The following is a 26,464-nucleotide window of genomic DNA, read 5'->3' as shown; positions in this document are numbered from 1 at the left end:
ACGATATCGTATTCTTTAAGAACGGCATTCATAGTGTTTTTATATGGGTAAATAGGAGATATAAGAAACAATATGAATGAGGGGAAATGGAGATAAAAAAATCCCCGCATAGCGGGGACAAACAACTGCATAAGGACTGCTTCGACATTGTTTCGAGTTGTGGGAGTGAAGCGCTTAGTTTCACTCCACAACTCAATTCAATTTATTTTTGTTCTTGGTTAAAGTCAGGATGGTTTACTTGACGATATTGCATGATTGCATCTGCAATACCTTCTCCACCTACTTGTGAACGAACATATTGTGGACTAAATACTGCTTGTTCTGCTTTCGCTTCTTCAGAATGATCCGTCAGTGAGAAGATCATTGTGACGATGAATGCGATAGGAATCGAGAAGAGTGCAGGGTTGTTATACGGTAAGATGCCTTCGCCATTTCCAAGTACATTTCCCCAAACTTCAGGACCTAAGATAATGATGATTACCGCTGAAACTAAACCAGCCGCACCACCGATGACCGCGCCACGTGTTGATAGTTTTTTCCAATACATAGAGAGGAATAGTAACGGGAAGTTTGCAGAAGCCCCGATTGAGAACGCAAGTCCTACTACGAATGCAACGTTTTGGTTTTCAAACATGATCCCAAGAAGAATCGCAATCACACCTAAAGCAATCGTTGTGTAACGAGAGATTTTAAGCTCAGTTTTCATGACAGGCTTTCCTTTCATGATCACGTTTGCATAAAGGTCGTGGCTGATTGCAGATGCACCAGCAAGGGTTAATCCCGCAACGACCGCAACAAGTGTTGCAAACGTTACTGCAGACATAAATCCTAAGAATAAGTTTCCACCTACAGCATGCGCTAAGTGAATTGCGGCCATGTTGTTTCCACCAATGAGAGATTCACCGCTCATATACTCTGGAACACCCATTACATACACAATTGCGCCAAATCCAATGATGAACATTAAGAGATAGAAATAACCGATAAATGTAGTGGCATAGAGTACAGATTTTCTTGCTTCTTTCGCATCTTTTACTGTGAAGAAACGCATTAAGATATGTGGAAGACCGGCAGTACCGAACATTAAACCAACGCCTAATGAGATGGCATCTACAGGATTCGGGAATTGAAGACCTGGTTTCATGATATCGATGCCTTTCGGGCTCTTTTCAACAGCGGCATTAAAGAGTGTGCCAAGATCAAATCCTGACCATGCTAATACCACAACTGACATGACTGTTGCCCCAAAGAGGATTAGAACTGCTTTAATCATTTGAACCCACGTTGTCGCAAGCATTCCTCCGAAGAGAACGTATACAACCATGAGAACCCCAACGATCATTACCGCAACGCCGTAGCTTAAACCAAAGAGAAGCTCAATGAGTTTACCTGCTCCTACCATTTGCGCGATCAAATAGAGAAGAACAATCGCCATTGTGGAGAATGCCGCTAAGATACGAATGGGGGTTTGTTTTAAACGATACGCTGTAACGTCAGCAAATGTGAATTTCCCTAAGTTTCTAAAGCGTTCTGCCATGAGGAAAAGAATCACAGGCCAGCCGATGAAGAAACCGAAGGAGTAGATTAAACCATCATATCCTGAGGTAAATACCATTGCGGAAATTCCAAGGAATGATGCAGATGAAAGATAGTCACCGGCAATGGCAAGTCCATTTTGGAAGCCTGATAATCCGCCACCCGCAGTATAGAAGTCAGATGCTGATTTCGTTTTATTGGCCGCCCAGAAAGTAATGAATAGTGTTGCGATGACGAAGATGAAGAACATGATAATAGCTGTCCAATTCTTCTCTCCGCCTGACTGTGCAAACGCACTTGTGAATAGTGGTAACGCAAGAATAGAAGCTGCGGTTAAATGCTTATTTAAGTGTTTCATTCGCAACCTCCTTGATAAGGTTTTCAGTCATTGGGTCATATACTTTATTGGTGCGATTAATATAAACGCCGGTCAGAATGACAGTCCAAATAATGAGGAAGAACCCTGCAGGAATTCCCCAAGTAGTGACAGAATCTTTTGAAATAGGTTCCCCTACGAGATTCGGTGCAAATGCAACTGCAAGCATGAGTAAAATATAAAAACCTAATGTTAAAGCCAATAGCGTTAAGCTAAAGAACTGCTTCTTTTTGACGACCGTATAAAATTTCGGATTCTTACCAATCGCTGCGATCATTTCATCGTATTCGCGATTGTAATTCTCCTGATTTGCATTGGACATAGTCATCCTCCTCAGTAATTGAAATAGTTAATGATGGTTATGGTGATTTTATGGTTATTGAATGATGTATCTGGTAATGGTTAATCTTTTTTATAATGTATTTTTGAAACTAGACTGATTCATCAGAATTGAAATCGAAGTATCTGAAATAAGGAATTTGCCAATCAATGACAAGCTATCTGAATATTTACATAAATTTATCTTATTTTATATTTAAATAATCTGTTGATTTTTTTAAGCAAATTTATTGATCTTGACCTCTTTTTTATTATATTTTTTATGTTTCTGGTGGATATTTTGATGATTGTGTCACGGATAGGGACTATTTTTATATTTGAAATGATTCATTAAGCGCCCATTTGTTCTCTTTGAAGAATGTTTTTAAGCTATCATAGCTTTTTTTTTATAGCAAATTAGAAATAAAAATCGGGCGCTAGAAAACTCTATTACCCAAGTTTCCTAGCGCCCGATGGCGTTATGAATCATTATCAATTGATACGATATGATAATGATTTATAGAAGATATTTGCGAAAGATATTAATAAAAACAGTTTTGTTAATCCCGCATTAATCCTGTATTAATGCCGCAAATTAATAATGTATTTTTTCAATGTGATTATTGATATCTATTTTTACTTTTATCTCTGCTTTATATGAATATTTAATGCCTTTGTAATTTTGTAAACTACGGTTTAGATCACTCGTGAGAATCTATTATCATTTTTTCGTAAATATGCATCAAATACCATGCCGATGTTACGAATTAGTAAACGACCTGAATCTTGCACGAAATACTTATCGTTTTCGATAATAATCAAACCATCATCTTGCATGGCATTGAGTTCCGGCAGATCGTTTTTGAAATATTCACGAGCATCAATACCGAGATCTTTGCTCACTTGATCGAGATCGAGTTTGAGATTACACATGATTTCAGTAATCACATGACGACGAATCAGATCATCTTGTGTGAGTTTCACACCGCGCATAATCGGTAATTTACCGTTATCAATCATCTCTTCATATTGCGGCATAATTTTCGCATTTTGTGCATAGATATCGCCGATTTGTGAGATAGAAGAAATTCCCATGCCCACTAAATCACAATCTGAATGCGTGCTATAACCTTGGAAGTTACGATAGAGCAGACCTTCTTTCTGCGCAATTGCGAGCTGATCTGTTGGTTTTGCGAAGTGATCCATACCGATATAGACATATCCTGCTTCTGTTAAGCGCTCAATCATCTGTTTTAAGATTAAGAGCTTCTCTTGCGGAGACGGCATATCTTCAGGATTCATCTGCTTTTGCGTCTTAAAGATATGCGGCATGTGTGCATAGTTAAAGATCGAAAGACGATCTGGAGATAAGGTAATCACTTCATCGAGCGTACGAGCAAAGCTATCAACAGTTTGAAATGGTAAGCCGTAGATTAAATCTAAAGAGATAGAACTAAAGCCTGATTCTCTTGCGGCAGTTAACGTTTCAATGGTGATTTCTTTAGGCTGAATACGATTGACGGCAACTTGAACTTTATCATCAAAATCTTGAACACCCATGCTGAGGCGATTAAAACCGAGAGATCTTAAAAATCTTACCGTATCGGCATTGGCTTCACGAGGATCAACTTCGATAGAAATTTCCGCTTCATCATTTGGAAGAATATTAAATTCTTCACGAGTTTTATCCATGAGCGATTGCATCTCATCATGAGATAAGAACGTTGGCGTACCACCGCCCCAATGGAGCTGTTTTACCGGCGCTTTATTATCAAAAAGAGCACCTTGCATTTCGATCTCTTTATAAAGGCGATCTAAATAAGGCTGCGATCTTTTGCGGTTATTGGTAATAATTTTATTACAGCCACAGTAAAAACAGATGGTTGCGCAAAATGGAACGTGAAAATAGAGTGACAGCGGATTTTTTCTTGCATTGGAAGCTTTCGCTGCTTCGATATACTCTTTTTCTCCAAATTCTTCTGTAAATTGTACCGCCGTTGGGTAAGAAGTGTAGCGTGGGCCAGCTTTATCGTATTTAGCAATGAGGGCTTCGTTAAATATTTTATTGGTCATATTATTTTGTACTCTAATGATCAGCTTCTGCTCGAAGTAGATTAATGAGCGAACGTCCGCTCACGGAAGACTTTGGAAAGAAATCCATTTTCATGGCGGTTATTATATCGCAAAAGGGGATATTGTGGCGCTTTTCTCACGATTTCTTGAGCTAACTTTTTAAATTAACGCTATACTCCATTGAATAGCGCTTTTTCATTTTCAATGCGAGTTTTCCATAGTCAAAGAGAGGTAATCATCAATGCGTCGTACTAAAATTGTAGCAACATTAGGTCCTGCAACTGACAAGCCAGGAGTTCTTGAGGGTATTATTCAAGCCGGCGTGAATATCGTGCGTTTAAACTTTTCTCACGGAGAGCATGCTGAGCATATCGCTAGAGCAGAAGCGGTACGAGCGGCAGCAGATAAGCTTGGGATTCGTGTCGGGATTTTATCTGACTTGCAAGGTCCTAAAATTCGTATCGAAAACTTTGTCGATGGGCGCGTAGAATTAGTCGAAGGTCAAACCTTTATTCTTGATTCACAATTAGCAGATGATGCCGGCAATAATGAACGTGTGGGTATTGCTTATAAAGAGCTGGTGAATGACGTGAAAATCGGCGATACGTTACTGCTTGATGATGGCAATATTATCGTGGATGTTACCGGCGTTACAGAACATGAAATTCAAACAAAAGTGGTGGTTGCAGGTCCGCTTTCAAACCGTAAAGGTGTGAACCTCAAAGGTGGCGGTTTATCTGCGGCAGCTCTAACAGAAAAAGATAAAGAAGATCTCATCTGTGCGGCAAGTTTTAACACAGACTTTATTGCCGTATCTTTCCCAAAAACAGCGGCAGATATTACGGAAGCGCGTGAATTATTAGTAAAAGCGGGCTCAAATGCCGGCATTGTTGCAAAAATTGAGCGTACAGAAGCGTTAGAAAATATCGATGAAATTATTGAAGCATCAGATGCGATTATGATTGCGCGTGGCGATTTAGGGGTTGAAATTGGGGACGCGAAATTAGTAGGTGTTCAAAAACGTTTTATTAAACGTGCACGTCAATTAGATAAAGCAGTGATTACGGCAACACAAATGATGGAATCGATGATTGAACATCAATCGCCAACACGAGCAGAAGTGATGGACGTTGCAAACTCGGTATTAGACGGTACGGATGCGGTCATGTTATCGGCAGAAACAGCCGTTGGGAAATATCCGATTAAAACCGTTGCTGCGATGTCTGAGATCTGTTTAGGGGCTGAAAGTGAAGAGAATTACTCTTCCGGCATGCAAGGCACTTACTCTCTTCGTGAAGAACCATTTAAGTTTGAAAGAACCGATGAAGCGATTGCAATGTCATCGATTGTGTTAGCAAACCATTTCGATATTAAAGCAGTGGCATGTTTAACAGAAACAGGTACAACGGCATTATTGATGAGCCGCGTGACGACGGATCTTCCCATTTACGGCATTACCCGTAATGAAGATACTTGCGGACGATTGACGATTTGCCGAGGGGTAAATCCAATTTTTTATGATTTTAAACCCTCTCCAGATGATGAAATTCAGCGTCAAGTGGTGCAAGTATTAAAAGATAATAATGCGGTAGAAACGGGTGATCGAATCTTAGTAACATTTGGCTCTTTCAATTTCCAACAAGGCGGCACAAACTGCCTAAGAATCGTCACAATTGATTAATTAGCGCTCAAAGTGGCGTAAACAGTTAAAAAATAGTTGCGAAGAAAAACAATTCCATTATAATTGTTTTTCTCTATTGGAGGCTTGGCCGAGTGGTTGAAGGCACCGGTCTTGAAAACCGGCAACGGGTTAAACCGTTCGTGAGTTCGAATCCCACAGCCTCCGCCAGATTGAAAAGCCCTTAGCATTAGCTAAGGGCTTTTTCTATGTTTGAATTAGTCTTTGTAATACTCATATTTCAGAATGAGGGTTATGATGTGGCATTAGCTAATTTCTTTAAAGGGCTCATATGATCATTCGTCCAGAATACATAAAAGATCAGCAAGAAATAGAGCAGATGATACTTGCTGCTTTTAAAGATCATCCACATCAAGATTCCGAGAAAGGTACAATAGAGCATCTGATAGTGAATAATTTACGGGAAGCTGATGCGTTAAGTTTATCATTAGTGGCTGAGTTAGAAGGGCAACTGATAGGACATGTTGCATTTTCGAGAATCAGTATTAATGGGCAAGATTTAAATTGGGTTGTCATGGCACCTGTTTCAGTTTTACCGAATTATCAGAACCAACGTATTGGAAGTCAGCTCATTCAAGAAGGCTTAAACAGATTATTAAAAAGTGGCACAGAAGGTTGTATTGTGATTGGAGATCCGAAATATTATGAACGGTTTGGATTTCGTCATCAGCATGATCTGATTGTGGAAGGGATTTCTTCTGAATATGTGATGGTAAAATTGTTCAATACTCTTGGCGAACCCAAAGGGCAAGTTCAGTTTCATTCAGGGTTTCATATTGAGTAAGAATAAATATGATTGATCTATAAATGCAAGTCTATAACTAACTGAATTATCGTGAAATTTTAAAGATTAAGAAATATTTTTGCCTATAGATACTTAAAGTAGTTGCAGAGAACAAAATTATCATTATAATTGTCCTTCTCTATTGGAGGCTTGGCCGAGTGGTTGAAGGCACCGGTCTTGAAAACCGGCAACGGGTTAAACCGTTCGTGAGTTCGAATCCCACAGCCTCCGCCAGATTAAAAAAGCCCTTAGCATTTGCTAAGGGCTTTTTGTTGTTTCCGATATCTTCGGAATATATATTTGGTTTATTCGTTTACAGATAATGTGAATTATTTTGAAGGCGGAAGGAAATATTAAAAATAAACGACTACTTAATAGTTTATTTTTTTAGTGTATCTGAAAATTTTTTTGGATTTTTCATTGCTTATTGGTGGCAATATCCATTGATATTTTAATCATAAAAATGCTTTTAGAAACTTTTTTACAATAAATAAAATAAAAGTTGCATGCAATATGTGACATAGGTCAATTTTTGTAAATGAGGGATATAATCTAATGATAATATGATGAATATTAATATATTTTTAATGAAAATGATGATTTGTTCTCAATTAATCTATCAATCAAAACTTCATTTATATATATATTGATGAATATTATCTAATAATAGTTAATAGAATATAATAAAAAAGATCATTATCATAATTCATATATGAAAATTATCCGTTTGATTTAGATATTTGCAGATATACAATCTTTTGCAAAATTAGATCAAAAATCACCTTTTTTTACTAAAGATGTGTATGTGAGGAATTAATATATGAGTAAATTTGTACCCACCTTAACGGGTGCTAAAAAACGACCATTGAGTCATTTGAATTTTGGGAAAATTTTAGGAGTCACGTCAGTATTAGTGAGTTCTAATATGTTTGTTCAAGCGAATGAAACCCCATTATTCATTGATAGTCTATCTAAAGTTTCGCAATCCGCTCCAAATCCGGCTATTCCGGATTTGGCATTCAAAATTCCGATTCCTAAACAGTTTAGAAATCACCAAAATGGTACTTTTGATTTTGGGCTTGCTGGTGGCAATTTTGGTTTGGCTGAAGAGCTTACTGATAGAGCCGACTATGTAAAAGAGGGCGGTGGTACGCTCTATCTGATGACAGAAAAGCATCTTTTGAAGAAGTACAGGGATCCTGACAATCCTCATGCACCTACTAGATATGCATTACCAGATTCTATAAATCATCAATTTAAAGGTACATTTACTATTAAAGGGGGAACAGTTGTTTCTGGTGGAAATGAATCTTTAGGAGCTGGATTATACGATATAGAGAAGGCTCATGATCTTCACGCTCAATTAACGAAAGAAACGGATATTAGAGCGGATGGTAATGGTGATTTATTTATTCATCATCAAGGAGAAGTGATCAGAATTTACAATAATGAGATCGACGATAATAAAGAAGAGCTAGGTGGTTTTACAGACGATTATACTAAATTTATTAATGATCCAAATAATGGCAAGTTTGTTAATGGAAAATTAGAAGGGGATGCAATATATGAGTTCCCGGATGGCGCATCATATATTGTTAACGCAGGTGCTGTTTTACATTTAAATGGATTTGATCAGACACTTAAAGATTTAACAAATGAGGGGCAACTTTTTCTTAAACGAGGGCTTGGTGGTCGCTCTGATAAAGGTGAAGAAAAAGGTTCAAGATTAAATATTAAAGGCGATTACCATGGTGGAACTAACAGTTCTATTCACTTTGGTGTTATTACTGCGGATAAGTATGATAAAGCAGAAAATGGGAAAGGGCTCATTCAAGGAGATGGTTCAGAGTTTGATCCTGGGGCAACGGAACGTAAAGATTTATTAGTAATTCATGGTAAGGCGACGGGTACCAGTAAAGTTTATGTTCAAGGCGTCATAGAGAAGGATGGGGTTGATGCTGAAGGGGTATCATTAGTTTATGTTTTAGGCGAGCATGATGGTTTTACTTTGACACAAGCTGATCGTTTAACGGAAGGCGGAGTTGAATATTGGTTAAATAGTGAAATGCGTGATGCGAGTGAAGCACATTCGGATCATGACGGTAAGGCTAAAACTTGGTATTTAAGTAAGTATAAAAGACCTTTGGTGCCATTAGAGCCAAGTAAGCCAATAGATCCAACAGATCCACCGATTCCATGGACGCCATTAGAACCGAGTAAACCTATAGATCCAACCGATCCAACAGATCCACCAATTCCATGGACGCCATTAGAACCGAGTAAACCTATAGATCCAACCGATCCAACAGATCCACCGATTCCATGGACGCCATTAGAACCGAGTAAACCTATAGATCCAACCGATCCAACAGATCCACCGATTCCATGGACGCCACTAGAACCGAGTAAACCTATAGATCCGGATGATAATTTTCCTGTTGATCCACCAACAAAACCTCTTGAACTCATTATCGCTCCAGAAGTTGCGGCGAACCTTGCGAACTTGAAAGTAGCGAATGAGATGTTTGCGATACGTTATCATGATCGCCAATATTTACCAGGGGATAGTGGATTTTGGATTCGTACACATGGAATGTTTAGTGATTTTGGTGTGAAAATAGATAGGGATCTGAATGCAACAGTGAATGCCTATACTATCCATATTGGTAAAGACTTATTGCAGTGGGATAAATTTAACTTTGGTGTGATGGGAGCTTATGGAACGAGTGATGGTAAGAGTATTAACCACTACACGAACTTTACAACAGATCATAGCTCTGATGGTTTTGCGGTAGGGGCATATGCTAACTATAATTTCTCTGAAGATAGTTACATTGATTCGTGGGTTCAATATGCACATATTCGTAACAAAGTTCATGGCTGGGGCTTAGCATCAGAAAAGTATACGAGTAAAGGTTTCCTTGCATCGATTGAAGCTGGGCATGCGTTCGCTGTAACTGAAAATGTTCGTGTTCAACCACAAGCACAAGTGACGTGGATGAATGTGAAAGCAGATAACTATACAACTGCGGGTGGCACGAATGTTTCTGCAAATAAAGGGAATGTACAAACTCGTTTAGGAGTGCGTGTATACAATGCGAATGCAACATTTGCACCTTATGCTGGTGTTCATTATCTTCATAACAGTAAGGATTATCGTGTGACATTCCGCGGCAAGCAGAACGAAGTTGATGCAATTGCGGGTACTAAAAATCTCTATCAGTTAGAGTTTGGTATGGCAACGAAAGATCGTTTAGGTTGGAATGCTGATGGTAGCGTGACTTTAACGAAAGGAAAAGATTCATATAGCGATACTCGCGTGAAATTTGATTTCCGCTACGAGTTCTAATATTTAGTAACTGTTATTTGTAATATAAATATCAAAAGCCTATTTCAATAGAAATAGGCTTTTTTATCGTTTTAGAATTTATCTTTGACAAGAATATAGTTGTATATTCCAATCATCCATTGACAACACATTGTTATTTAAACGATATACTGACTGGTGAGTACCATATGTTTGAGAATAATCAGGCGCAAATTGAAAGAATTCAGCCCAACCACCAAATACATCTGAATCATTAGAAGATTCGCCATCATTAAGATTAAATGTTTCTACTTTCCGATATTGCCAGCCTCTCATTTTAGCTGTTTCTCCAGAGATAGTGACGATATAGTCTTCATCGCTCATAATTTCAGGATTTGTACATAATCTTTTATCTGTTACCCATGTTCCAATAAAATTTCTATGAATTGTATCGGTTCCTGGGGCTGTTTGAATGGCTGTTCTTGCCAATCTAGGGTTTTTAGCATGAAAAATATTGAGCGGTAACTCCATTTTTCGGCTACCAATATGCTCTATTGCACCTACAACCTCAAATTCATAAATTTCTCGTTCCGGGCATTCCATTTCTAAGTACGCCATTGTTGAGCGCGTCGCATTTGAAGAGCCGAAAGCCTCGATTGCAAGAGTATGATAATTGATCAGCCGACCGAACATATCTAATGCTTTAATCGTTAATTCCATATCCTGAAACTCAGAAAATGCACCACCATTATCAATGATAAAGCTATAGGAGCAAATACCACGGTTTATGTATGCTGAATTAATGTGATTAATGCTTGCATAACGCTGGTTATCGGCATAGGAAATAAGAGGCCCTGAGATCATTAAGGACGTTGCAAACAATATTTTTAGCATAAGTATCACCATTTTTAATAAAAGATAGGATTATTTTTCAAAAGCTATAATGATTTTAGTATTAATTAAGTAAAAAAAAAGTCAACAGATTAAGATCTGGTGTAGAGTAGAATCCTATATTCAAACAGGTAAACTAGCTTTTTTATCTTTGCTAGCATAAACCTTCTCACATTGTCATAATGTGAAGCTCTAATTCGCAGTGTAAAGGGAAATACTATGTTGGAATTACGGCATCTTCGGGCACTTCAAGCATTATTTGAATGTGGATCTTTTGCAGCAGCAGCGGCGCAGCTCTGTATTACGACTTCGGCGCTTTCCCACCAAATTGCAAGTATTGAAAAATGGCTCGATGTGGAGATTATTTCCCGTAAAACTCGCCCATTTCAATTTACGAGTAATGGCTTATTACTGCTCGATTTAGCGCAACAAGTGATTCCGATGATTGATGGTGCAGTCACGCAACTTAAAGATCAACAGCTAAATATCTCTCATAAATTGGTGGTTGCTTCTGAATGCCATTGCTGTTTTGATTGGTTGATTCATGTTCTGAATGCTTACAATCAAGCCTATCCCGATATTGATTTAGACTTTATGACGGCATTTGAAGATTCGCCACATCAACTTTTGTTAGATGGGGAAGTGGATGTTCTGATTACGTCCGATCGTAAAAAAGTTGCCGGTATTCATTATGCAAAGCTCTTTGAATATGAATCAAGATTAGTAGTATCGCCACAACATCCGCTTCTGTATGAAACGGATCTATCGCCGGAACGATTAGCGAAAGAAACCCTGATTTGTCATCCTGTGGAGTTGAACCGATTAGATATTTATAATCACTATTTCACGCCGGCAAATGTGGAACCAAAACACGTTCGCCGTACGCAATTAACGCCGATGTTGATTCAGTTAGTGAGTAATCAGCGCGGGATTGCGGCGCTTCCTGATTGGGTTGTGTATGACTTTGAGCGTCAAGGATTAGTAAAAACCTTACGAATGCCGGTAGATGAAGGAAATGGGCTTCTCTGCACACTTTATGCTGCATATCGAGAAGCACAAACAGAGCAAACCTATTTCACAGAGTTTCTCAATCAGATGAAAAAATATGCACAGCAGAGAGATACATTTTATCTGCGCTAAGACGGTAATTTTTTATTTTTACTGAGTATTAGTATTTAGGGTATATCTGATTGAACTTTTTAAAGAACTCGGTACAGTTGAGATCAGTTTATGATCGAAATCCATTGTATAAATATTTAGGTAAAGGTGAAATATATGAGCTCAAAAAACGAATTGGCAACAAAATTAATGCAATCATTTTATGGCTGTGATGGTGGCAATCCTTATTCAGATATTTGGTTTTGTGGCATGGAGCATGGTGGGGATTTTGATGATAATCAGGCAGAAGTTGAGAGCTTTGCGAAAGAGAGCGAACGTTATCATAATCCACTTTCTTGGCAAGATGAGTATTATCATGATTCAATTTATGCGCCGGGAAATTTAAATCGATATATTGCTTATTTCTATGGAGTATATGGCAATACCGAACATCAAGAAGATGATTGCGACCAAGCATATGTGGATAATAATAGGATTTTATATCCTTTTCATGAAGATAGTTCGCAGGCTGGGATAGGCTTTAAAATTAATATGCGCCCTTTAAGATTTAAAGGAGCAGATAGCTATGATCAATATAATATGCCGGATCTTCCTTACTATAATTATCGCCAATATAGTGATGCGGTGATTGCAGAAAGAGGTGAGTTTTTTCAAACGCAAATCGCAAAATATAAACCAAAATTGATTATCTGTTTAAGTGTTGGAGAAGCAGATAATTACTTTAGATTCTTTGGCTGTGATCTTAATAATGTCAAAAAAGAAATGGTTCAGCTAGGTGAGAAAGAAATGCGAGTATATTGCTGTGAGAAAGACTCCACAACTATTATGGTCATTCCATTTATGGGAAAACCATCAGGACCTAATGGTTATGCGGAAATTAAGTTATTTGCAAATATTATGAGAGAACGATTAGATAAATGAGTAAGTATGGCAAGCACTTCAAGAAAACTCTTCCATCGGCAGGTATACCTCTTCTAGTCAGTCATCAATTAGTCAAAAAATAACCCAATCAGCAAATACTGATTGGGCAAACTTTGGCGTTTAAAAGGAGGTTAAAAACGCTCTAACTTCATAATGGGGATATATTCTTATTTTTCAAATAGTGGCGTTGAAAGATATTTTTCACCGCTATCTGGGAAAATAACAACAATGTTTTTACCTTTGTTTTCAGGACGTTTTGCGACTTCAACCGCTGCTTTTACCGCCGCACTTGAAGAAATTCCGATGAGTAAACCTTCTGTACCGGCAACTTCTTTCGCAAGTTCAAACGCATCTGTATCTGAAATGGTGATCACTTCATCATAGATTTTGGTATCTAACGTATCTGGAATAAAGCCTGCGCCGATTCCTTGGATTTTATGAGGACCTGCCGTTCCTTGTGACAGCATTGGTGAAGATTCAGGTTCTACAGCAATCACTTGGATATTGGGGTTTTGCTCTTTTAAGTAAGCGCCAAGACCTGTAATTGTACCGCCTGTACCAATGCCGGCAATCACGATATCTACTTTACCTTCCGTATCTTCCCAAATTTCAGGGCCTGTTGTTGCTTTGTGAACTTCAGGGTTTGCAGGATTTACGAATTGCCCTAAGATAATGCCGCCATCAATTTCAGCAGCAAGTTCTTCTGCTTTCGCAATGGCACCTTTCATGCCTTTTGCGCCTTCCGTAAGGACTAATTCTGCGCCATATGCTTTTAATAAGTTACGGCGTTCAATACTCATTGTTTCTGGCATTGTTAAGATAATGCGATAGCCTTTTGCCGCTGCAACAGATGCTAAACCAATTCCGGTGTTACCACTTGTTGGCTCAATAATCACAGCACCTTTTTTCAAAACGCCTGATTTTTCTGCAGTATCGATCATTGCAAAAGCAATACGATCTTTTACACTACCCGCTGGATTGAGGTATTCAAGCTTCGCAATAATCGGCGTTTCAACACCTTGCTCTTTTGAGAAGCGATTCAACTTTAGAAGTGGGGTTTTACCGATAAGATCTGTTAAACTCTCATAAATAGTCGCCATAATACTTTCCTTATTTTGCTGAGGATGCTTGATTTCTATTGACGAAAATTAAGCATACCTATAATATATGTTTGATCTGAATGATATAACATTAACAGGATTAGGAAATGATTGTCAATTAAATATTCCGGAGGGATCAATGAAACTATCTGCAAAATCTCGTTATGGACTCGCATCGCTTGTCAAAATGGCGCTCGTACACGAATCTCAGCCAACTATTACGGTGCTTGAGATTGCGGAGGAACTCGAAATCTCTAAAATTTATTTAGAGCGAATCTTCTCAGAATTAAGACGCGGTGAAGTTGTCGGTTCAATTAAAGGTTCACAAGGAGGATATTATCTCACAAGATCCCCGAAAGAGATCACGTTGTACGATATCCTTCACAGCGTGGAGCCGGCAATCTTTGCAGATAATGATGCAACGGTAAATGCTACTTCACAAAACATCGAAAGAGCATTGGTCGAAATGGTTTATTCGCCGATGAAAAATGGCATCGCCGAGATACTGACCAATATTACCCTTGCAGATATTACGCTAGAAGCGCAAGGAGAAGAAGGGAACTACATGTATTATCTTTAGTTTTCTTGTCTTTAGAGATACCTTTTAAGTAGTAAACAGTTTGGAAAAGCCCAAAGGATAAAAATCCGTTGGGCTTTTTTGATCTCGAGTATTGTTTAAAAATTTTATTTTGAATTAACCAATAATCGCATGTGGATAGAATCGAGACAGATCTTGGGTAATACGAGAATGATCTTCGCGGATATTTAAACCACACGCCGTATCGCCCACCATCCAACTACCGACAACCACATAATTGCCATCAAATGCCGGCAATTCTACATATTCTTGAACGATGGAACCTTCAATGCCGTAAGGACCATCGGCACTTTCTAGCACTTCGCCATTGGTAACAATCTCCACGTTTGCGCCTTCTCGTGAGAAGAGAGGTTTTTTCACGTAGGATGTTAAGCTTGTTGCTTTTTTATCATCTGAGAAATATGCCGGCAGTAGATATTGGTGGTTCGGGAACATTTCCCATAATAACGGTAGAAGCGCTTTGTTGGATAAAATCGCTTTCCATGCGGGTTCCAACCAACGAGTTTTGCCCATATCCAGATAACTTGCAAAGTCTTCGCCGAGCATAAATTCCCAAGGATAGAGCTTAAAGATCGCTTGAATGGGTTCATCTTCTAGATCGGTGTATTCGAGCTCGCTATTAATGCCAATCTCTTCAATATAGAGAAATTTGGTTGCAAGTCCGGCTTCATTGGCGCAATCTTCCAAATATTGCACCGTACCACGATCTTCTTCCGAATCTTCACAGCAACTAAAATGAAGCTGATCCATATTGTGATATGCTCGAAGATCGCCAAAACGAGAGATTAACTGCTCTTGAATGCTATTAAACTGATCGGCAATCATCGGCAGATTTTTCGCTTCAATCTGATCTTCTAGCCAAAGCCATTGAAAGAATGCACTTTCATACAGAGAAGTCGGCGTATCGGCATTATATTCGAGCATTTTCAGCTGACCTTCGCCGTTATAAGCAAAGTCAAAACGGCCATAGAGAGAAGGCTCTTGGCGATCCCAAGATTCCCGAATATAGCGCCAGTTTTGTGGCGGAATTTGGAATTTTTCTAATAACTTTTCGCTCTTTACCACTCGATCAACGGCTTTTAGCGCCATTTGATGCAATTCTTCAGAAGCATCTTCTATAAACTCAATCTCTTTTAAGCCGAGTTGGTAGTAAAAATCTTCACACCAATAGCGTTCGCCATACATTGTGTGAAAATTAAACCCATATTCTTGCGCTTGTTCTTGCCAATGAGGACGTTCAGTGATTGCAACTCGCTTCATTGATTAACCACCTGTTGTACGGCGTTGCGTATTTTGGCTACTATTTGCAGATTTAGATTGTGTTGCAGAAGCCGATGCTTGTTTTGAAACCATCTGACCAAAACCACCACGGCGCATTGTTTGACCTTTCGCACCTGGTTTAAGATCTGAAGGATTTACTTTTGTTGTGCTTCCCGGCGTCATATTCCCGAAGCTTTTACCATCCGCGCCGTAGAATTTCCCTTGGTTTGGACCACTTTGTGGAGAATAGAGCGGCTTATGAGCGCCGAAACCATTCATCATTTTTCCAAAGAGGAATCCCGCCATTAACGGCATCCAGAAGCTTCCGCTTGATTGTTGTGCTTGTGCATTACTTTGATCTACTGGTGCAACTTGGCAACCTGATTCGCCAAATTCTGCGACACAATCTTCACGAGTTGCAAAGCGAGGCGCGGTTTCAATGGCTTCTTGTTGTGCTTGTGCGAAAGAGGTTTCACAGAGTGATTTTGCATCGCCACTTGGATTGTAACGGATGCATTCTTCCATATTGCGGTACATGCTCACTTCTTCGAGTTGTGCCTCTTTATCACTGCCACAAGCAGTTAAAATGAGCGCGGAAGCAACAATGGCTGCAAGCGGTTTTAGGCGAAAAGATTTAGGCTTTTTGCGGAAGTTTTCGAGATTCACTTGTGAGGTACGTTTACGCATTTTTCACTCCATAAACTAATAAGTCATTTGAATTCTAATTAAGCATTGCATTATACAGTATCAAAAAAAGGGAATGGCACTTAAATTTTCGTATAAGTATTGGCGTGATAATATAAGTTTTTGATCTGTTCGCTGATCACATCACGAAAGGAACGATAATGCCACACGGTGAAAAGCTTAATATCTATACCCATCTTTTGGGCGCGTTGTTAGCACTTGGAGGAATGGTATTTCTGATCGTGCATTCGAGCATTTACCAAGATGCATGGAAAATCGTGAGCGTTTCCATTTACGGCTCTGCGCTCTTTATTCTCTATGTCGTTTCGACGATTTATCATTGTATTCATCCCGGAAAATGGAAGGATCGGTTTCAAGTTCTCGATCATTGCGCCATCTATATTTTGATTGCCGCAAGTTATACGCCCTATACATTAGTGACGTTAAATGGCGGCTGGGGTTGGTCGCTCTTTGGCGTTTCTTGGGGATTATGTCTGATTGGGATGATTCAAGAGGTGTGGATTGGGCGGCGAACCCAAATTTTTTCTATAGCGATTTATTTAATTATGGGTTGGCTGATCGTGATTGCCGCAAAACCGCTCTCTCTTTCACTTTCATCCGAGGGAATCTTTTGGCTCATATTGGGTGGCGTTGTTTATACGCTCGGCGTGATTTTCTTTCTCTTAGATGAAAAAGTAAAACATGCGCACGGCATTTGGCATCTCTTTGTCATCGGCGGGAGTGTTTGCCAATATTTTAGTATTTTGTTTTATGTGAATATATCAATGTAAAAAGTCCTATATTTTTCTAGTCATGGAGAAGTACGATCGAAAAATATAGGACTTTTGTAGGTGCTCTTTTTTGGATTTTCTAAGAATCCGCTTACCAATTTGGTGGTAAATCATATCCTTCAAAATTTTCTGCAATATATTCTTTAAAACCATCTGAATTGACGATCTCTACAATATCTTTTGCCCAAGGTTGATCAATATTGCCATCTTTGACCACAATCCAATTCACAAAATGTTTACTAGACTCAATATATAGCGCTTCATTAAAGTGAACACCGGCAGCAATGATGTAATTCCCGCTGATAACCGCAAAATCAAGATCAGGCCTTGCTCTAATAAGTTGTTCCGCCGGTACTTCTATGATTTGTAGATTATAGGGATTTTCAGTAATATCTGCTTGTGTCACTTTGAAACGATCAGGAGCATTTTCGTTCAGCTTAATGAGTTTTAATTGCTCTAATGTCCAAAGACCTCGAGCAAGATTTGTAGCATTGGAGGGAATCCCTACTTTTGAGCGAGTTTGAATCTGATCTAAATTCTGCAATTTGCCGGAATAAACACCAAAGGGTGCCGTCGGCACTTGTACTAATGGCGTAAGATTCGTTTTATGATTGAGATTATAATCATCAAGGTATGGTTTATGTTGAAAGAGATTGGCATGAATAGACCCATCTTGCACGCTGAGGTTATGGATATTCGCACTCGTGACTTCTAGAAGTTCTACATCGTAGCCTTTTTTCTCAAGCTCAGGACCAATATAGTGACGAATAAAATCTGAGAAATCCCCGACAGATGCCGATAACTTCAGTGTTTCTCTATTTTGAGCATTAGACTTTGTGGTATCTTCTCCGCAACCGATAAGTATGATTGCCGTGAAGAGGATTAAAGAGATTTTCGCGCGAGTTGAATGAAAGTGTTTGAAGATATTCCAACGAGATTTCATGGTATTTCCTTTTAGAGTAAGTCTTTTGAAGTAAATGCATTGGAGTGCATTCCCGGTTGAATTAAAAAATAAGAAAGTCATCCATGACATGATTCAGTGAAATTATGAGTTCCACTTTTGCAAAGTAAAATCCGTATTAGAAAAACTCATCTTTATCTTAGGAATATGCCTAGTTGGAGATGCTTGGAGATAAGATAAAGATGAGTTTCAAGCCTAATAATTATTTGCGAATGATCATTATTAATCCCACGCAAGCGGTAAGTTATAACCGGCAAAACGGTTGCTTGAGAATTCTTTAAAACCATCAGAATTCACGATTTCGATTACTTTATGTGCCCACGGCGCATTGAGATTTTTTTCATTCACAACGACCCAATTCACGAAGTATTTGCTTGGTTCAATGGAGAGCGCTTCCGTGAAGTGAATGCCGGCATCTTGTGCGAAGTTACCGTTGATAATGGCGTAATCGAGATCTGGCTTTGCACGGACCATTTGCGGTGCTTCAATCTCTTTGATTTCGATATTGTAAGGATTAGCAATGATGTCATTTTTGCCGATATGGAATTTGTCGGTAATTTCAGGATTCAGCTCAATCCAGCCTAAACCTTCTAAAATCAATAATCCGCGAGAAAAGTTTGTCACGTTTGAAGGGATTCCAACGGTTGCACCATCTTTGATCTCATCAACGCTTTTAAGCTTTCCTGCATAAATGCCGTAAGGCGCTGTTGGTACTTGTACTAATGGCGCTAAATGGCCATTTCTCACGCGGTTAAATTCTTCCATGTAAGGTTTATGTTGGAAGATATTGATATCTAAAGATCCTTCTTCCACGCTGACGTTCGGAATGACGATATCGGTGATTTCAGAAAGCTCCACTTTATAGCCCGCTTTTTCTAATTCAGGTCCTAAATAACCTCGTACTAAATCGCCAAAATCGCCGGGAGAAGTACCGATTTTGATCACTTCTTGGGTATTTGCACTGTTGGAAGCTGCCGCATTTTTATCTTTATCATCAGAACAAGCCGTGAGAAGTAAAGAAGAGATCATGCAGAGCGCAACCAGTCCTTTTTTAACGCTACTCGATAGAAATGATGGCTTTGCGGATAGTTCAGTATTGATTGTATTTATCGTTTTCATATTATTGTTATACTTTTTCTGTTTCTGTACTTTTTATATGGGTAAAAGCATTGTTGAAGGTTTGGTGGTTATAAATGATTTTCTTTCAACAGCTTTATCGAATCGCTCTTTGAGAATATGGATTAATCAAGGGCGATATCGGCATAGAATCGTTTCGCAACATCTGTGTGCGAGCGTAAACGTCCCTTTAGGAAGTTCTTACCAATTTGTGTGAAGAGTGGGTTTTTCGGATCACGAGTAATGCCGGCAACACCGCCTTGTAACTCTTCTGGTAATTGAAGTAATGGCACGGTTGCATCTAATTGCGAGGTTAAGAAATACGCTAAAGAGAAACGATCGCTACCAAGCGGAGAAGGCGCTACGCGGTGAAGGGTTGCTTTGAGATAACCTTGAGATGCAATCTCTAAAAGTTCGCCCATATTCACAACAAATGTGCCTTCAATGGGCTCTGCTAATACCCATTCATCGCCTTTGAGAACTTCTAAGCCCGCCGTATCTTCTTGTTGCACGAAAGTGATATAGCCCGAATCTTTATGGGGACCAACGCCTTGTTCGCCATCAACGCCGGGATAATGGATCGCTTTTGAAAGGACAGAAGGTTTATGCGCGTAAGTATGTGCAAATGCGTTTTCATCTTGACCAAGCGCAAGGGCAAATGCCGTAAGCATAGATTTTGCAAGTTCGGTTTGACGTTCTTGTAAATCTTGGAAAGTAGGTTTTAGTTCAGGAATTGACTCCGGCCATTGGTTTGGACCTTGTAAACGTAACCACGGCTGATCTGCAGGAATTTGATCTAAAGGAATCGCTTCATATTCCGGCATGTAATCGAGCTGTTCACGGCTATCGGGTTTTTCACGAGTGATTTCATCATGCACATTGGTATAACCTCTAAAATGCGGAGAATTAGACATGTGAATCTTGTGTTTTTCTTCTAAAGGAAGTTGGAAAAACTCTTTCGAGAGATCTTGCGCTTTTTTGATGAGATCTTGTGGAATACCATGATTCTTGAGATAGAAAAATCCAATTTCATGCGCTGCATAACGTAGATTTCTCAGAAATTGTTCACGCTCTTCGCCGCCAGCAACGAATTGGGCATAATCAAGAATAGGTAAATTAGGATTAACCGTTGTCATTATAAAATTCTCCTTAACAAACTAAAACTAGCAATATGGTCTGCCGCTGTTTGCTTGCTCCCCTTAAGTGTTGCACCACGGTTTAAAGGAGAATCTCAAATTTGAGATGGATGCTTTAGCTGTTTTATGCCCGCAAGCTATTTTGTCAAATCGGCATTACATATATGTTTAGCATTTATTTAGATTTGCTGTCAATACATACTTTCAAGGAAACGATGTTTAAATCTTATAATTATTTGAATCATTGAATAAATATATTTATATTCCCCGCTGATCTCAGCCGTTTTTTTGAATAAAAAAACAAGTCATTGCCAATAGGTATGTTTTTAGAAGGCATGAAAAAAGAGAGCGGTAGATGATCATTTAAAAAAAATCATCTACTCACTCTCTTTTTGTTAAAACAACCTATTTAAAAACTTAGAAGCACTATTAAGATCTTTCAATAGATCTCTAAGTTATTTTAATATCTGCTTTGTCCTTTAGGATCTTGTTGGTAATAGTACTTGAAGCTAACACCGACGTTACCTCCACGTCTTTTACCTGCATACCCTTCAGCATTCACGTTCAGTTTTAAGTTACGTGCATTATTGGGAATGTATTCCATACCAAGACCAATAATACCGGTAGAGCCTTGAATGGTTGGTGCTTCTATATCATAAATACTATGAGTAGTCGCATTTACAGAACCATCAAATTCATATTCATAACTCATACTTCCGTAATAACTGAAGTTTTCTGAATAGTGATTGGTAAGACCAAATGTTAATCTTGCTCTATTAGATTTAAAGCTGTCAAAATGGATCGGATCGCCGGCAATTTCTACATCTTCAGCACTAACATTCGTATGGAAATATCGAGCTGATAGATCAAATACCATAGTATCTGCCACAGTCCACTCATAACCTAATCCCACATGACCACCAAAATAACGAGATTTAGCGTTATAACCTACAGGAAGTCCATCACTCGTTAAGAAATCATCCGAATGATATTTGTTTTTAGTATTACCGTAGCGAAGTGATGCTTCTGTATAGAAATTCTCATCCATTTTCAATTTCATGAAAGCACCAAGACCGTAGTAATACGAATCACCTTTGGCTCTAACCGTATCGCGATCTGAGAACTCATTATACGTTTTATAATCGCTTTTACCGCCTTCTATAAATCCACCTAGCGTGAGCCCATCATAGTTCGTATAACTGCCTCCTAAGACCATTAAGTAATCTGTCGATTTAACATGAGAACCACTTGAATATCGAGTAAATCCACCGCCTAATTGTGCGATTGCTTGATAGCCAACCGTTGTTGAATCAATGTTGTTGATGACATTACTGATTAAGAGATCCGCCCCACGAGTTGGTAAGATTGCACCTGCTAAATATCCTTCGGAGAGGGATTTTAGTTGAGAATTTAATCTACCTGCAGGTTGCCCTGGTTCTTCAGGATCAACCGGTACTTCTGGTTCTTCAGGGTCAACCGGTACTTCTGGCTCTTCAGGATCAACCGGTACTTCTGGCTCTTCAGGATCAACCGGTACTTCTGGCTCTTCAGGATCAACCGGTACTTCTGGTTCCTCAGGGTCAACCGGTACTTCTGGTTCCTCAGGGTCAACCGGTACTTCTGGTTCTTCAGGATCCACCGGCACTTCTGGTTCCTCAGGGTCAACCGGTACTTCTGGTTCCTCAGGATTATCGAGATCGATAACTTCTGCTGAAATCTCCCCTGTTTCACTATCTTTAATAACTTTTAGGTCATATAGGAAAGAGATACCTTGTAGAGCAGACGTTGTAAATAAAGTAGTGCGAGAATTATTAATAGGGTCTTCCATTGTGCCATCATCAATTTCTTCTTCAACAATGCCACCAATACCGCCGATATTTCCCCAATTAGTCCCTTCGCCGATGATATTTCCCGCTTTTACGAGGATAAATTTCTCGCCATAGTTCAAGCGTCTTCCGGCATTAATTCCTTGAATATCTACGCTCGATTGTTTTGTATATTCTCGACCAAGTTCATCACGAATTGTGCCTTCTAAATACAAGGTATTGACTTGTACTAAAGGAGCGCTGTAATCATCTGCACGGATATTGAACGTATATCTTTCAAATCCGCCGAGTTCATTGGCAACTAAAGGCTTATTCCCAGAATATACAAAGGTATTTCCTGTGAAAGCATCGTATGCGCCTGTAGATGGTGTACCTGATGCGATTAATCCACCAAAGATAGAGCCCGAAGGATTAAAGTGGCTATCGCCTACAATTTTAATATGGTTATTGGTTAACTTAATATCTTGTGCTGAACCATTTTCTAAATATGCACCGTAAATATCGCCATTGACATTACTATTGGCAACAACGATCACGTTCCCTTGAGAGTAATATCGTTTACCATTTCCTTGTAAGCTGGCATGGCTTCCGTAAATGTCTCCGGTATGCTTCACATCTCCGCTTAACGTAATACGGTTATTGGAAGCATAAGCACCATTAAGGGTATTTGCACCACCAATATATTTACCCCCAATAATATCTCCTTCGATGGTACTGCGAGCAGTGACAACAATTCTATTGTTATTTACTTCATCGACGTTAAGATTAGGAGCATTTTCCGTACTTCTAGCGGTATTTAAAACACCACCATGAATATTGTTTTTAATATTAGATTGGTTCGTTACAATCACGCTATTGCGATTTGCAGATGCGCCGGATGCACTGACATTAATACCACCATAGATTCCTTTAATGATAAAAGGAGAGGTTAAACCATCATCGACAATCAGGTACTCCTTACCGGCAATAGAAGTACTGTTGTTGATCGTTACTCTATTCCCATCAACATGAGAGTTTTGCTGAGTATTATTATGAGCAACACTTAAGCCGGCAATAATATTATTGGCACTACTATCAGGAGTGAATCCCTCATTAATTATCGTAATACTATTATTGCTGACATTTCCTGGAGCAGTTGGGGCAGTTTTGCTTCCTTTAAACTCAGCTGCGACTAAGCTTTCAAGATTTCCTTTTTGGAGGATAATCGCATTGTTACGAAGATCTTTCGTTGTAGGATGTAGCAGATCTTGGCTTACATCGTAAATTGATCCATAGATCACAGTTGCACCAGCGGGATGACCTTTAATCGTCACGCGGTTATTAGAAACACCGTCGCGAACATTAATAGATTCTAAAGGAGTTGTTTCATCAATGAAATGAGGGGCTGACAGAGCGATATTAACGGAGAAAGCTAATAAGCATGCAGCGGCTAATGGAGTTTTTATGAAAATGGTTTTGTTTAGCACATCTAAGTCCTTGTAATAAATACAGATTATCAGATGTTAAATTAATACATTAACAAAAACAATCATATACAAACTTACATAAACATATATGTATGTATTTTTGTGACATTAAGTCAATTTAATATCGTTAATTTATAATAAACAATAGTTAATAATAAATATCTTTAATATTTATATCGTTGACCGAGTGCGTTTTAATCATTTTAAACAACTAGTTCCGAAGTGAACCAAAGGTTGTCAGAAAAGCTGTTCAGACGTATAGTAATTAATGGTAAATTTTTTAAAAGTATTTAAAATTATTAGAAATCAGTCAATTATGTGAAACTTTTTTGAAATTTTTATTTTAAATATGAATGTATATCTCTCTTTTTCTACTTCACGTGCTTTTTTGTAGCTAACAATTATTAACATATAGACCTTTATGACAACCATTACGAATATCGAAGATCTCCGCGTGATCGCTAAAAAACGTGTACCGAAAATGTTTTATGATTATGTGGATTCCGGCTCTTGGACAGAATCGACTTATCAAGCGAATGAATCGGATTTTCAGAAGATTAAATTGATTCAAAAAGTCGCCCGAAATATGGAAAATCGAATGCTCAAAAGAGAGATGTTAGGCATTGAAATGGCGATGCCACTCTCTATTGCGCCGACAGGTCTTGTGGGAATGGTGCATCCTGATGGTGAGATTTTAGCAGCAAGGGCCGCCGCGAAGTTTGGGATTCGTTATACGCTTTCCACCATGAGTATTGCATCATTAGAAGATATTAAAAAAGAGGTGAATAAACCATTTTGGTTTCAGCTCTATGTGATGCGAGATCGAGAATTTATGCGCCGATTAATTGATCGCGCAAAAGCTGCCGGCTGTGATGCGCTCGTGATTACGCTTGATTTGCAGATGATTGGACAACGTCATAAAGATCTTAAAAACGGCTTATCTGTGCCACCAAAACCAACCCTTAGAAATTGGGTGAATCTTCTCACAAAACAGCGTTGGTGCTGGAATATGATGAAAACCAAACGCCGGCAGTTTGGTAATATCGTCGGGCATGTGGATGGAATTGATGATCCGAGCTCGCTCGCTTCATGGACAACACAACAGTTTGACCCAACTTTGAACTGGAACGATATTGAATGGATTAAAAAAGAGTGGGGCGGAAAGATCATCTTAAAAGGCATTTTAGATGCCGAAGATGCAAAGCTCGCCAATAGCGTTGGCGCAGATGCAATTGTCGTGAGTAATCACGGCGGAAGGCAGCTCGATGGTGCACTCTCCTCCATCGCCGTATTGCCGTCCATTGTGGATGCGCTTCAAGGATCTTCTACGGAAGTGATTATCGATAGCGGGATTCGTTCAGGACAAGATCTTCTCAAAGCCGTGGCGCTCGGCGCAAAAGGCGGCATGATCGGCAGAGCTTATCTCTACGGTTTAGGCGCAATGGGCGAAGCCGGCGTGACAAAAGCGTTAGAACTCATGCGTAATGAGTTTGAAACAAGCATGGCATTCTGCGGAGAAACAGATGTAAACAATGTTGGCAGGCACATTTTAGTGCCATCCACGATTCCAAGACCCTTTGATTAAGATCTTCTTTTGAAGATTGATAGATGATTTTTATCTAATATTAATAGATACTTAACGGGTATTTAATAAATACCATAATGCGATTCGTAAAGAATCGCATTTTTTTGATCTAGATATTTAAGATCTTCAATATAGGGAGTTTTATGAAAAAATGTGGCTGGATTTTATCGCTACTGCTTTGTATCAGCGTGAGTTTCGCAACAGGACCATCTTCCATGAGCTCTTTGATTACGCCGATTGCGATCAATGATAAAGGCGATGTTTTATGTAAGCACTATTTCACAGAAAATTGGATGGGTTCTCATAGAATAATGCCGGCGGAAATATCTCTCTGTTTAGTGAAAAATGAAACTATTCAATTGATTGGTGAATTACAACAATTTATTCCTGATCCAAAAGATGAAGGAAACTCTAATGCTGAAAATCGACAATTATTTAGTGAGCTTTTTTCTAGTATTATTTTTTCTAAAGAATCTCCTTTAGTCGAAGATATGTATGAGCATTTCATACAGCAGGAATTTAGAGCGATTGATCTTGAAGAATATCGTTTAGATCCAAAATTTTCTTTAACAAGTTTTTCAGAAAAATGGGGCGTTAATTATGCTGAACTTGAGCAAGTTGCAGTGAATGCAAAGGCGCAGCCTGATATTTCAGAACCAACTGATTTTAAAAATAAAATTTGCGAGTCAGAGATTCTTTATCAAATAAATAATCAGCTTTGGTTGTCGTATATAGCTGATGATGGCTCTGAATATCTAGATTCTTACCAAAATGCCTATTTAAATTTTTATACCTTTCCTTTCGACTACCAAGATATGCCCTACGATTATCAAAGAGTGAACTCTGTGATCTTTCTGCCGGAAGCAGAAGCAGATCCCTCAAGGATTGAACCTTAATCTTGAACAAATCCGTAGATC

20 protein-coding genes and 2 tRNA genes are annotated in these 26,464 nt (G+C 38.9%); 11 read left to right on the top strand and 11 right to left on the bottom strand.

What is annotated here, in order from left to right; translation table 11 throughout:
- Positions 1-202 precede the first annotated feature (202 nt).
- The 3 genes from ACYSN2_RS03060 to hemN all read right to left on the bottom strand — a co-directional run bounded on the left by ACYSN2_RS03060 (position 203) and on the right by hemN (position 4,303).
- Positions 203-1,894, bottom strand: coding sequence for a cation acetate symporter (locus ACYSN2_RS03060; protein WP_461748790.1), 1,692 nt, complete (start codon positions 1,892-1,894; stop codon positions 203-205).
- Positions 1,878-2,234: a DUF485 domain-containing protein gene (locus ACYSN2_RS03055; RefSeq protein ID WP_461748789.1), complete on the bottom strand. Its 357-nt coding sequence runs from the start codon at positions 2,232-2,234 to the stop codon at positions 1,878-1,880. The genes ACYSN2_RS03060 and ACYSN2_RS03055 overlap by 17 nt, the downstream gene beginning before the upstream one ends.
- A gap of 692 nt (positions 2,235-2,926) precedes the next feature.
- A complete protein-coding gene (gene hemN / locus ACYSN2_RS03050; protein ID WP_461748788.1) occupies positions 2,927-4,303 on the bottom strand; it encodes an oxygen-independent coproporphyrinogen III oxidase in 1,377 nt (458 codons plus the stop codon).
- A gap of 241 nt (positions 4,304-4,544) precedes the next feature.
- Here hemN and pyk point away from each other — a divergent pair, with 241 nt between their 5' ends.
- From pyk to ACYSN2_RS03025, 5 genes are all read left to right on the top strand, one after another.
- The gene (gene pyk, locus ACYSN2_RS03045; protein WP_461748787.1) at positions 4,545-5,984 is read left to right on the top strand and encodes a pyruvate kinase; all 1,440 of its coding nucleotides are present in this window, start codon (positions 4,545-4,547) and stop codon (positions 5,982-5,984) included.
- A gap of 78 nt (positions 5,985-6,062) precedes the next feature.
- A tRNA-Ser gene (locus tag ACYSN2_RS03040) sits at positions 6,063-6,152 on the top strand.
- A gap of 121 nt (positions 6,153-6,273) precedes the next feature.
- Complete coding sequence (locus ACYSN2_RS03035; protein WP_461748786.1) at positions 6,274-6,786, top strand: GNAT family N-acetyltransferase; 513 nt, start codon at positions 6,274-6,276, stop codon at positions 6,784-6,786.
- A 144-nt stretch (positions 6,787-6,930) separates the two neighbouring features.
- A tRNA-Ser gene (locus ACYSN2_RS03030) sits at positions 6,931-7,020 on the top strand.
- Positions 7,021-7,606: 586 nt separating this feature from the next.
- Entirely contained in the window at positions 7,607-10,135 is a 2,529-nt protein-coding gene (locus ACYSN2_RS03025) for an autotransporter outer membrane beta-barrel domain-containing protein (protein ID WP_461748785.1), read from the top strand.
- Positions 10,136-10,213: 78 nt separating this feature from the next.
- On the opposite strand, the gene ACYSN2_RS03020 is transcribed toward ACYSN2_RS03025, so the two are convergent.
- Positions 10,214-10,987, bottom strand: coding sequence for an IrmA family protein (locus ACYSN2_RS03020; protein ID WP_461748784.1), 774 nt, complete (start codon positions 10,985-10,987; stop codon positions 10,214-10,216).
- Positions 10,988-11,203: 216 nt separating this feature from the next.
- Here ACYSN2_RS03020 and ACYSN2_RS03015 point away from each other — a divergent pair, with 216 nt between their 5' ends.
- Together ACYSN2_RS03015 and ACYSN2_RS03010 are read left to right on the top strand one after the other, a co-directional pair.
- A complete protein-coding gene (locus ACYSN2_RS03015; RefSeq protein ID WP_461748783.1) occupies positions 11,204-12,124 on the top strand; it encodes a LysR substrate-binding domain-containing protein in 921 nt (306 codons plus the stop codon).
- A 135-nt stretch (positions 12,125-12,259) separates the two neighbouring features.
- Positions 12,260-13,024 carry a hypothetical protein gene (locus ACYSN2_RS03010; RefSeq protein WP_461748782.1) on the top strand — a complete coding sequence of 255 codons (765 nt, stop codon included), beginning with the start codon at positions 12,260-12,262 and terminating at the stop codon, positions 13,022-13,024.
- 167 nt (positions 13,025-13,191) lie between these two features.
- On the opposite strand, the gene cysK is transcribed toward ACYSN2_RS03010, so the two are convergent.
- Entirely contained in the window at positions 13,192-14,124 is a 933-nt protein-coding gene (gene cysK, locus ACYSN2_RS03005; protein WP_461748781.1) for a cysteine synthase A, read from the bottom strand.
- Positions 14,125-14,263: 139 nt separating this feature from the next.
- Here cysK and ACYSN2_RS03000 point away from each other — a divergent pair, with 139 nt between their 5' ends.
- Entirely contained in the window at positions 14,264-14,704 is a 441-nt protein-coding gene (locus tag ACYSN2_RS03000) for an RrF2 family transcriptional regulator (protein WP_461748780.1), read from the top strand.
- A gap of 114 nt (positions 14,705-14,818) precedes the next feature.
- On the opposite strand, the gene ACYSN2_RS02995 is transcribed toward ACYSN2_RS03000, so the two are convergent.
- Both ACYSN2_RS02995 and ACYSN2_RS02990 read right to left on the bottom strand, forming a co-directional pair.
- Positions 14,819-15,982, bottom strand: coding sequence for a glutathionylspermidine synthase family protein (locus tag ACYSN2_RS02995; protein WP_461748779.1), 1,164 nt, complete (start codon positions 15,980-15,982; stop codon positions 14,819-14,821).
- 3 nt (positions 15,983-15,985) lie between these two features.
- Positions 15,986-16,669, bottom strand: coding sequence for a DUF1190 domain-containing protein (locus tag ACYSN2_RS02990; protein ID WP_461748778.1), 684 nt, complete (start codon positions 16,667-16,669; stop codon positions 15,986-15,988).
- Positions 16,670-16,827: 158 nt separating this feature from the next.
- Here ACYSN2_RS02990 and trhA point away from each other — a divergent pair, with 158 nt between their 5' ends.
- Positions 16,828-17,457 (top strand): PAQR family membrane homeostasis protein TrhA, encoded by a 630-nt coding sequence (trhA, locus tag ACYSN2_RS02985; protein ID WP_461748777.1) that lies wholly within the window; start codon positions 16,828-16,830, stop codon positions 17,455-17,457.
- A 91-nt stretch (positions 17,458-17,548) separates the two neighbouring features.
- On the opposite strand, the gene ACYSN2_RS02980 is transcribed toward trhA, so the two are convergent.
- The 4 genes from ACYSN2_RS02980 to ACYSN2_RS02965 all read right to left on the bottom strand — a co-directional run bounded on the left by ACYSN2_RS02980 (position 17,549) and on the right by ACYSN2_RS02965 (position 23,962).
- Positions 17,549-18,400, bottom strand: a complete 852-nt coding sequence (locus ACYSN2_RS02980) for a MetQ/NlpA family ABC transporter substrate-binding protein (RefSeq protein WP_461748776.1) — start codon at positions 18,398-18,400, stop codon at positions 17,549-17,551.
- A gap of 240 nt (positions 18,401-18,640) precedes the next feature.
- Complete coding sequence (locus ACYSN2_RS02975) at positions 18,641-19,537, bottom strand: MetQ/NlpA family ABC transporter substrate-binding protein (protein ID WP_461748775.1); 897 nt, start codon at positions 19,535-19,537, stop codon at positions 18,641-18,643.
- A gap of 122 nt (positions 19,538-19,659) precedes the next feature.
- Positions 19,660-20,670, bottom strand: a complete 1,011-nt coding sequence (locus tag ACYSN2_RS02970; protein WP_461748774.1) for an isopenicillin N synthase family dioxygenase — start codon at positions 20,668-20,670, stop codon at positions 19,660-19,662.
- A gap of 460 nt (positions 20,671-21,130) precedes the next feature.
- Positions 21,131-23,962: an autotransporter outer membrane beta-barrel domain-containing protein gene (locus ACYSN2_RS02965; RefSeq protein WP_461748773.1), complete on the bottom strand. Its 2,832-nt coding sequence runs from the start codon at positions 23,960-23,962 to the stop codon at positions 21,131-21,133.
- A 421-nt stretch (positions 23,963-24,383) separates the two neighbouring features.
- Between ACYSN2_RS02965 and ACYSN2_RS02960 the strand changes: the two genes are divergently transcribed.
- Both ACYSN2_RS02960 and ACYSN2_RS02955 read left to right on the top strand, forming a co-directional pair.
- The gene (locus ACYSN2_RS02960; RefSeq protein WP_461748772.1) at positions 24,384-25,547 is read left to right on the top strand and encodes an alpha-hydroxy acid oxidase; all 1,164 of its coding nucleotides are present in this window, start codon (positions 24,384-24,386) and stop codon (positions 25,545-25,547) included.
- A gap of 143 nt (positions 25,548-25,690) precedes the next feature.
- Complete coding sequence (locus ACYSN2_RS02955; RefSeq protein ID WP_461748771.1) at positions 25,691-26,443, top strand: hypothetical protein; 753 nt, start codon at positions 25,691-25,693, stop codon at positions 26,441-26,443.
- Positions 26,444-26,464: the final 21 nt, after the last annotated feature.

The organism is Ignatzschineria sp. LJL83 (assembly GCF_054871845.1).
This window is presented reverse-complemented; position numbering and strand designations above follow the sequence as displayed.

What these genes read in the sequence shown, in the direction of transcription:
- ACYSN2_RS03060 (WP_461748790.1), bottom strand. Translation starts at nt 1,894, where the DNA reads ATGAAACACTTAAATAAGCATTTAACCGCAGCTTCTATTCTTGCGTTA.
- ACYSN2_RS03055 (WP_461748789.1), bottom strand. Translation starts at nt 2,234, where the DNA reads ATGTCCAATGCAAATCAGGAGAATTACAATCGCGAATACGATGAAATG.
- hemN (WP_461748788.1), bottom strand. Translation starts at nt 4,303, where the DNA reads ATGACCAATAAAATATTTAACGAAGCCCTCATTGCTAAATACGATAAA.
- pyk (WP_461748787.1), top strand. Translation starts at nt 4,545, where the DNA reads ATGCGTCGTACTAAAATTGTAGCAACATTAGGTCCTGCAACTGACAAG.
- ACYSN2_RS03035 (WP_461748786.1), top strand. Translation starts at nt 6,274, where the DNA reads ATGATCATTCGTCCAGAATACATAAAAGATCAGCAAGAAATAGAGCAG.
- ACYSN2_RS03025 (WP_461748785.1), top strand. Translation starts at nt 7,607, where the DNA reads ATGAGTAAATTTGTACCCACCTTAACGGGTGCTAAAAAACGACCATTG.
- ACYSN2_RS03020 (WP_461748784.1), bottom strand. Translation starts at nt 10,987, where the DNA reads ATGCTAAAAATATTGTTTGCAACGTCCTTAATGATCTCAGGGCCTCTT.
- ACYSN2_RS03015 (WP_461748783.1), top strand. Translation starts at nt 11,204, where the DNA reads ATGTTGGAATTACGGCATCTTCGGGCACTTCAAGCATTATTTGAATGT.
- ACYSN2_RS03010 (WP_461748782.1), top strand. Translation starts at nt 12,260, where the DNA reads ATGAGCTCAAAAAACGAATTGGCAACAAAATTAATGCAATCATTTTAT.
- cysK (WP_461748781.1), bottom strand. Translation starts at nt 14,124, where the DNA reads ATGGCGACTATTTATGAGAGTTTAACAGATCTTATCGGTAAAACCCCA.
- ACYSN2_RS03000 (WP_461748780.1), top strand. Translation starts at nt 14,264, where the DNA reads ATGAAACTATCTGCAAAATCTCGTTATGGACTCGCATCGCTTGTCAAA.
- ACYSN2_RS02995 (WP_461748779.1), bottom strand. Translation starts at nt 15,982, where the DNA reads ATGAAGCGAGTTGCAATCACTGAACGTCCTCATTGGCAAGAACAAGCG.
- ACYSN2_RS02990 (WP_461748778.1), bottom strand. Translation starts at nt 16,669, where the DNA reads ATGCGTAAACGTACCTCACAAGTGAATCTCGAAAACTTCCGCAAAAAG.
- trhA (WP_461748777.1), top strand. Translation starts at nt 16,828, where the DNA reads ATGCCACACGGTGAAAAGCTTAATATCTATACCCATCTTTTGGGCGCG.
- ACYSN2_RS02980 (WP_461748776.1), bottom strand. Translation starts at nt 18,400, where the DNA reads ATGAAATCTCGTTGGAATATCTTCAAACACTTTCATTCAACTCGCGCG.
- ACYSN2_RS02975 (WP_461748775.1), bottom strand. Translation starts at nt 19,537, where the DNA reads ATGAAAACGATAAATACAATCAATACTGAACTATCCGCAAAGCCATCA.
- ACYSN2_RS02970 (WP_461748774.1), bottom strand. Translation starts at nt 20,670, where the DNA reads ATGACAACGGTTAATCCTAATTTACCTATTCTTGATTATGCCCAATTC.
- ACYSN2_RS02960 (WP_461748772.1), top strand. Translation starts at nt 24,384, where the DNA reads ATGACAACCATTACGAATATCGAAGATCTCCGCGTGATCGCTAAAAAA.
- ACYSN2_RS02955 (WP_461748771.1), top strand. Translation starts at nt 25,691, where the DNA reads ATGAAAAAATGTGGCTGGATTTTATCGCTACTGCTTTGTATCAGCGTG.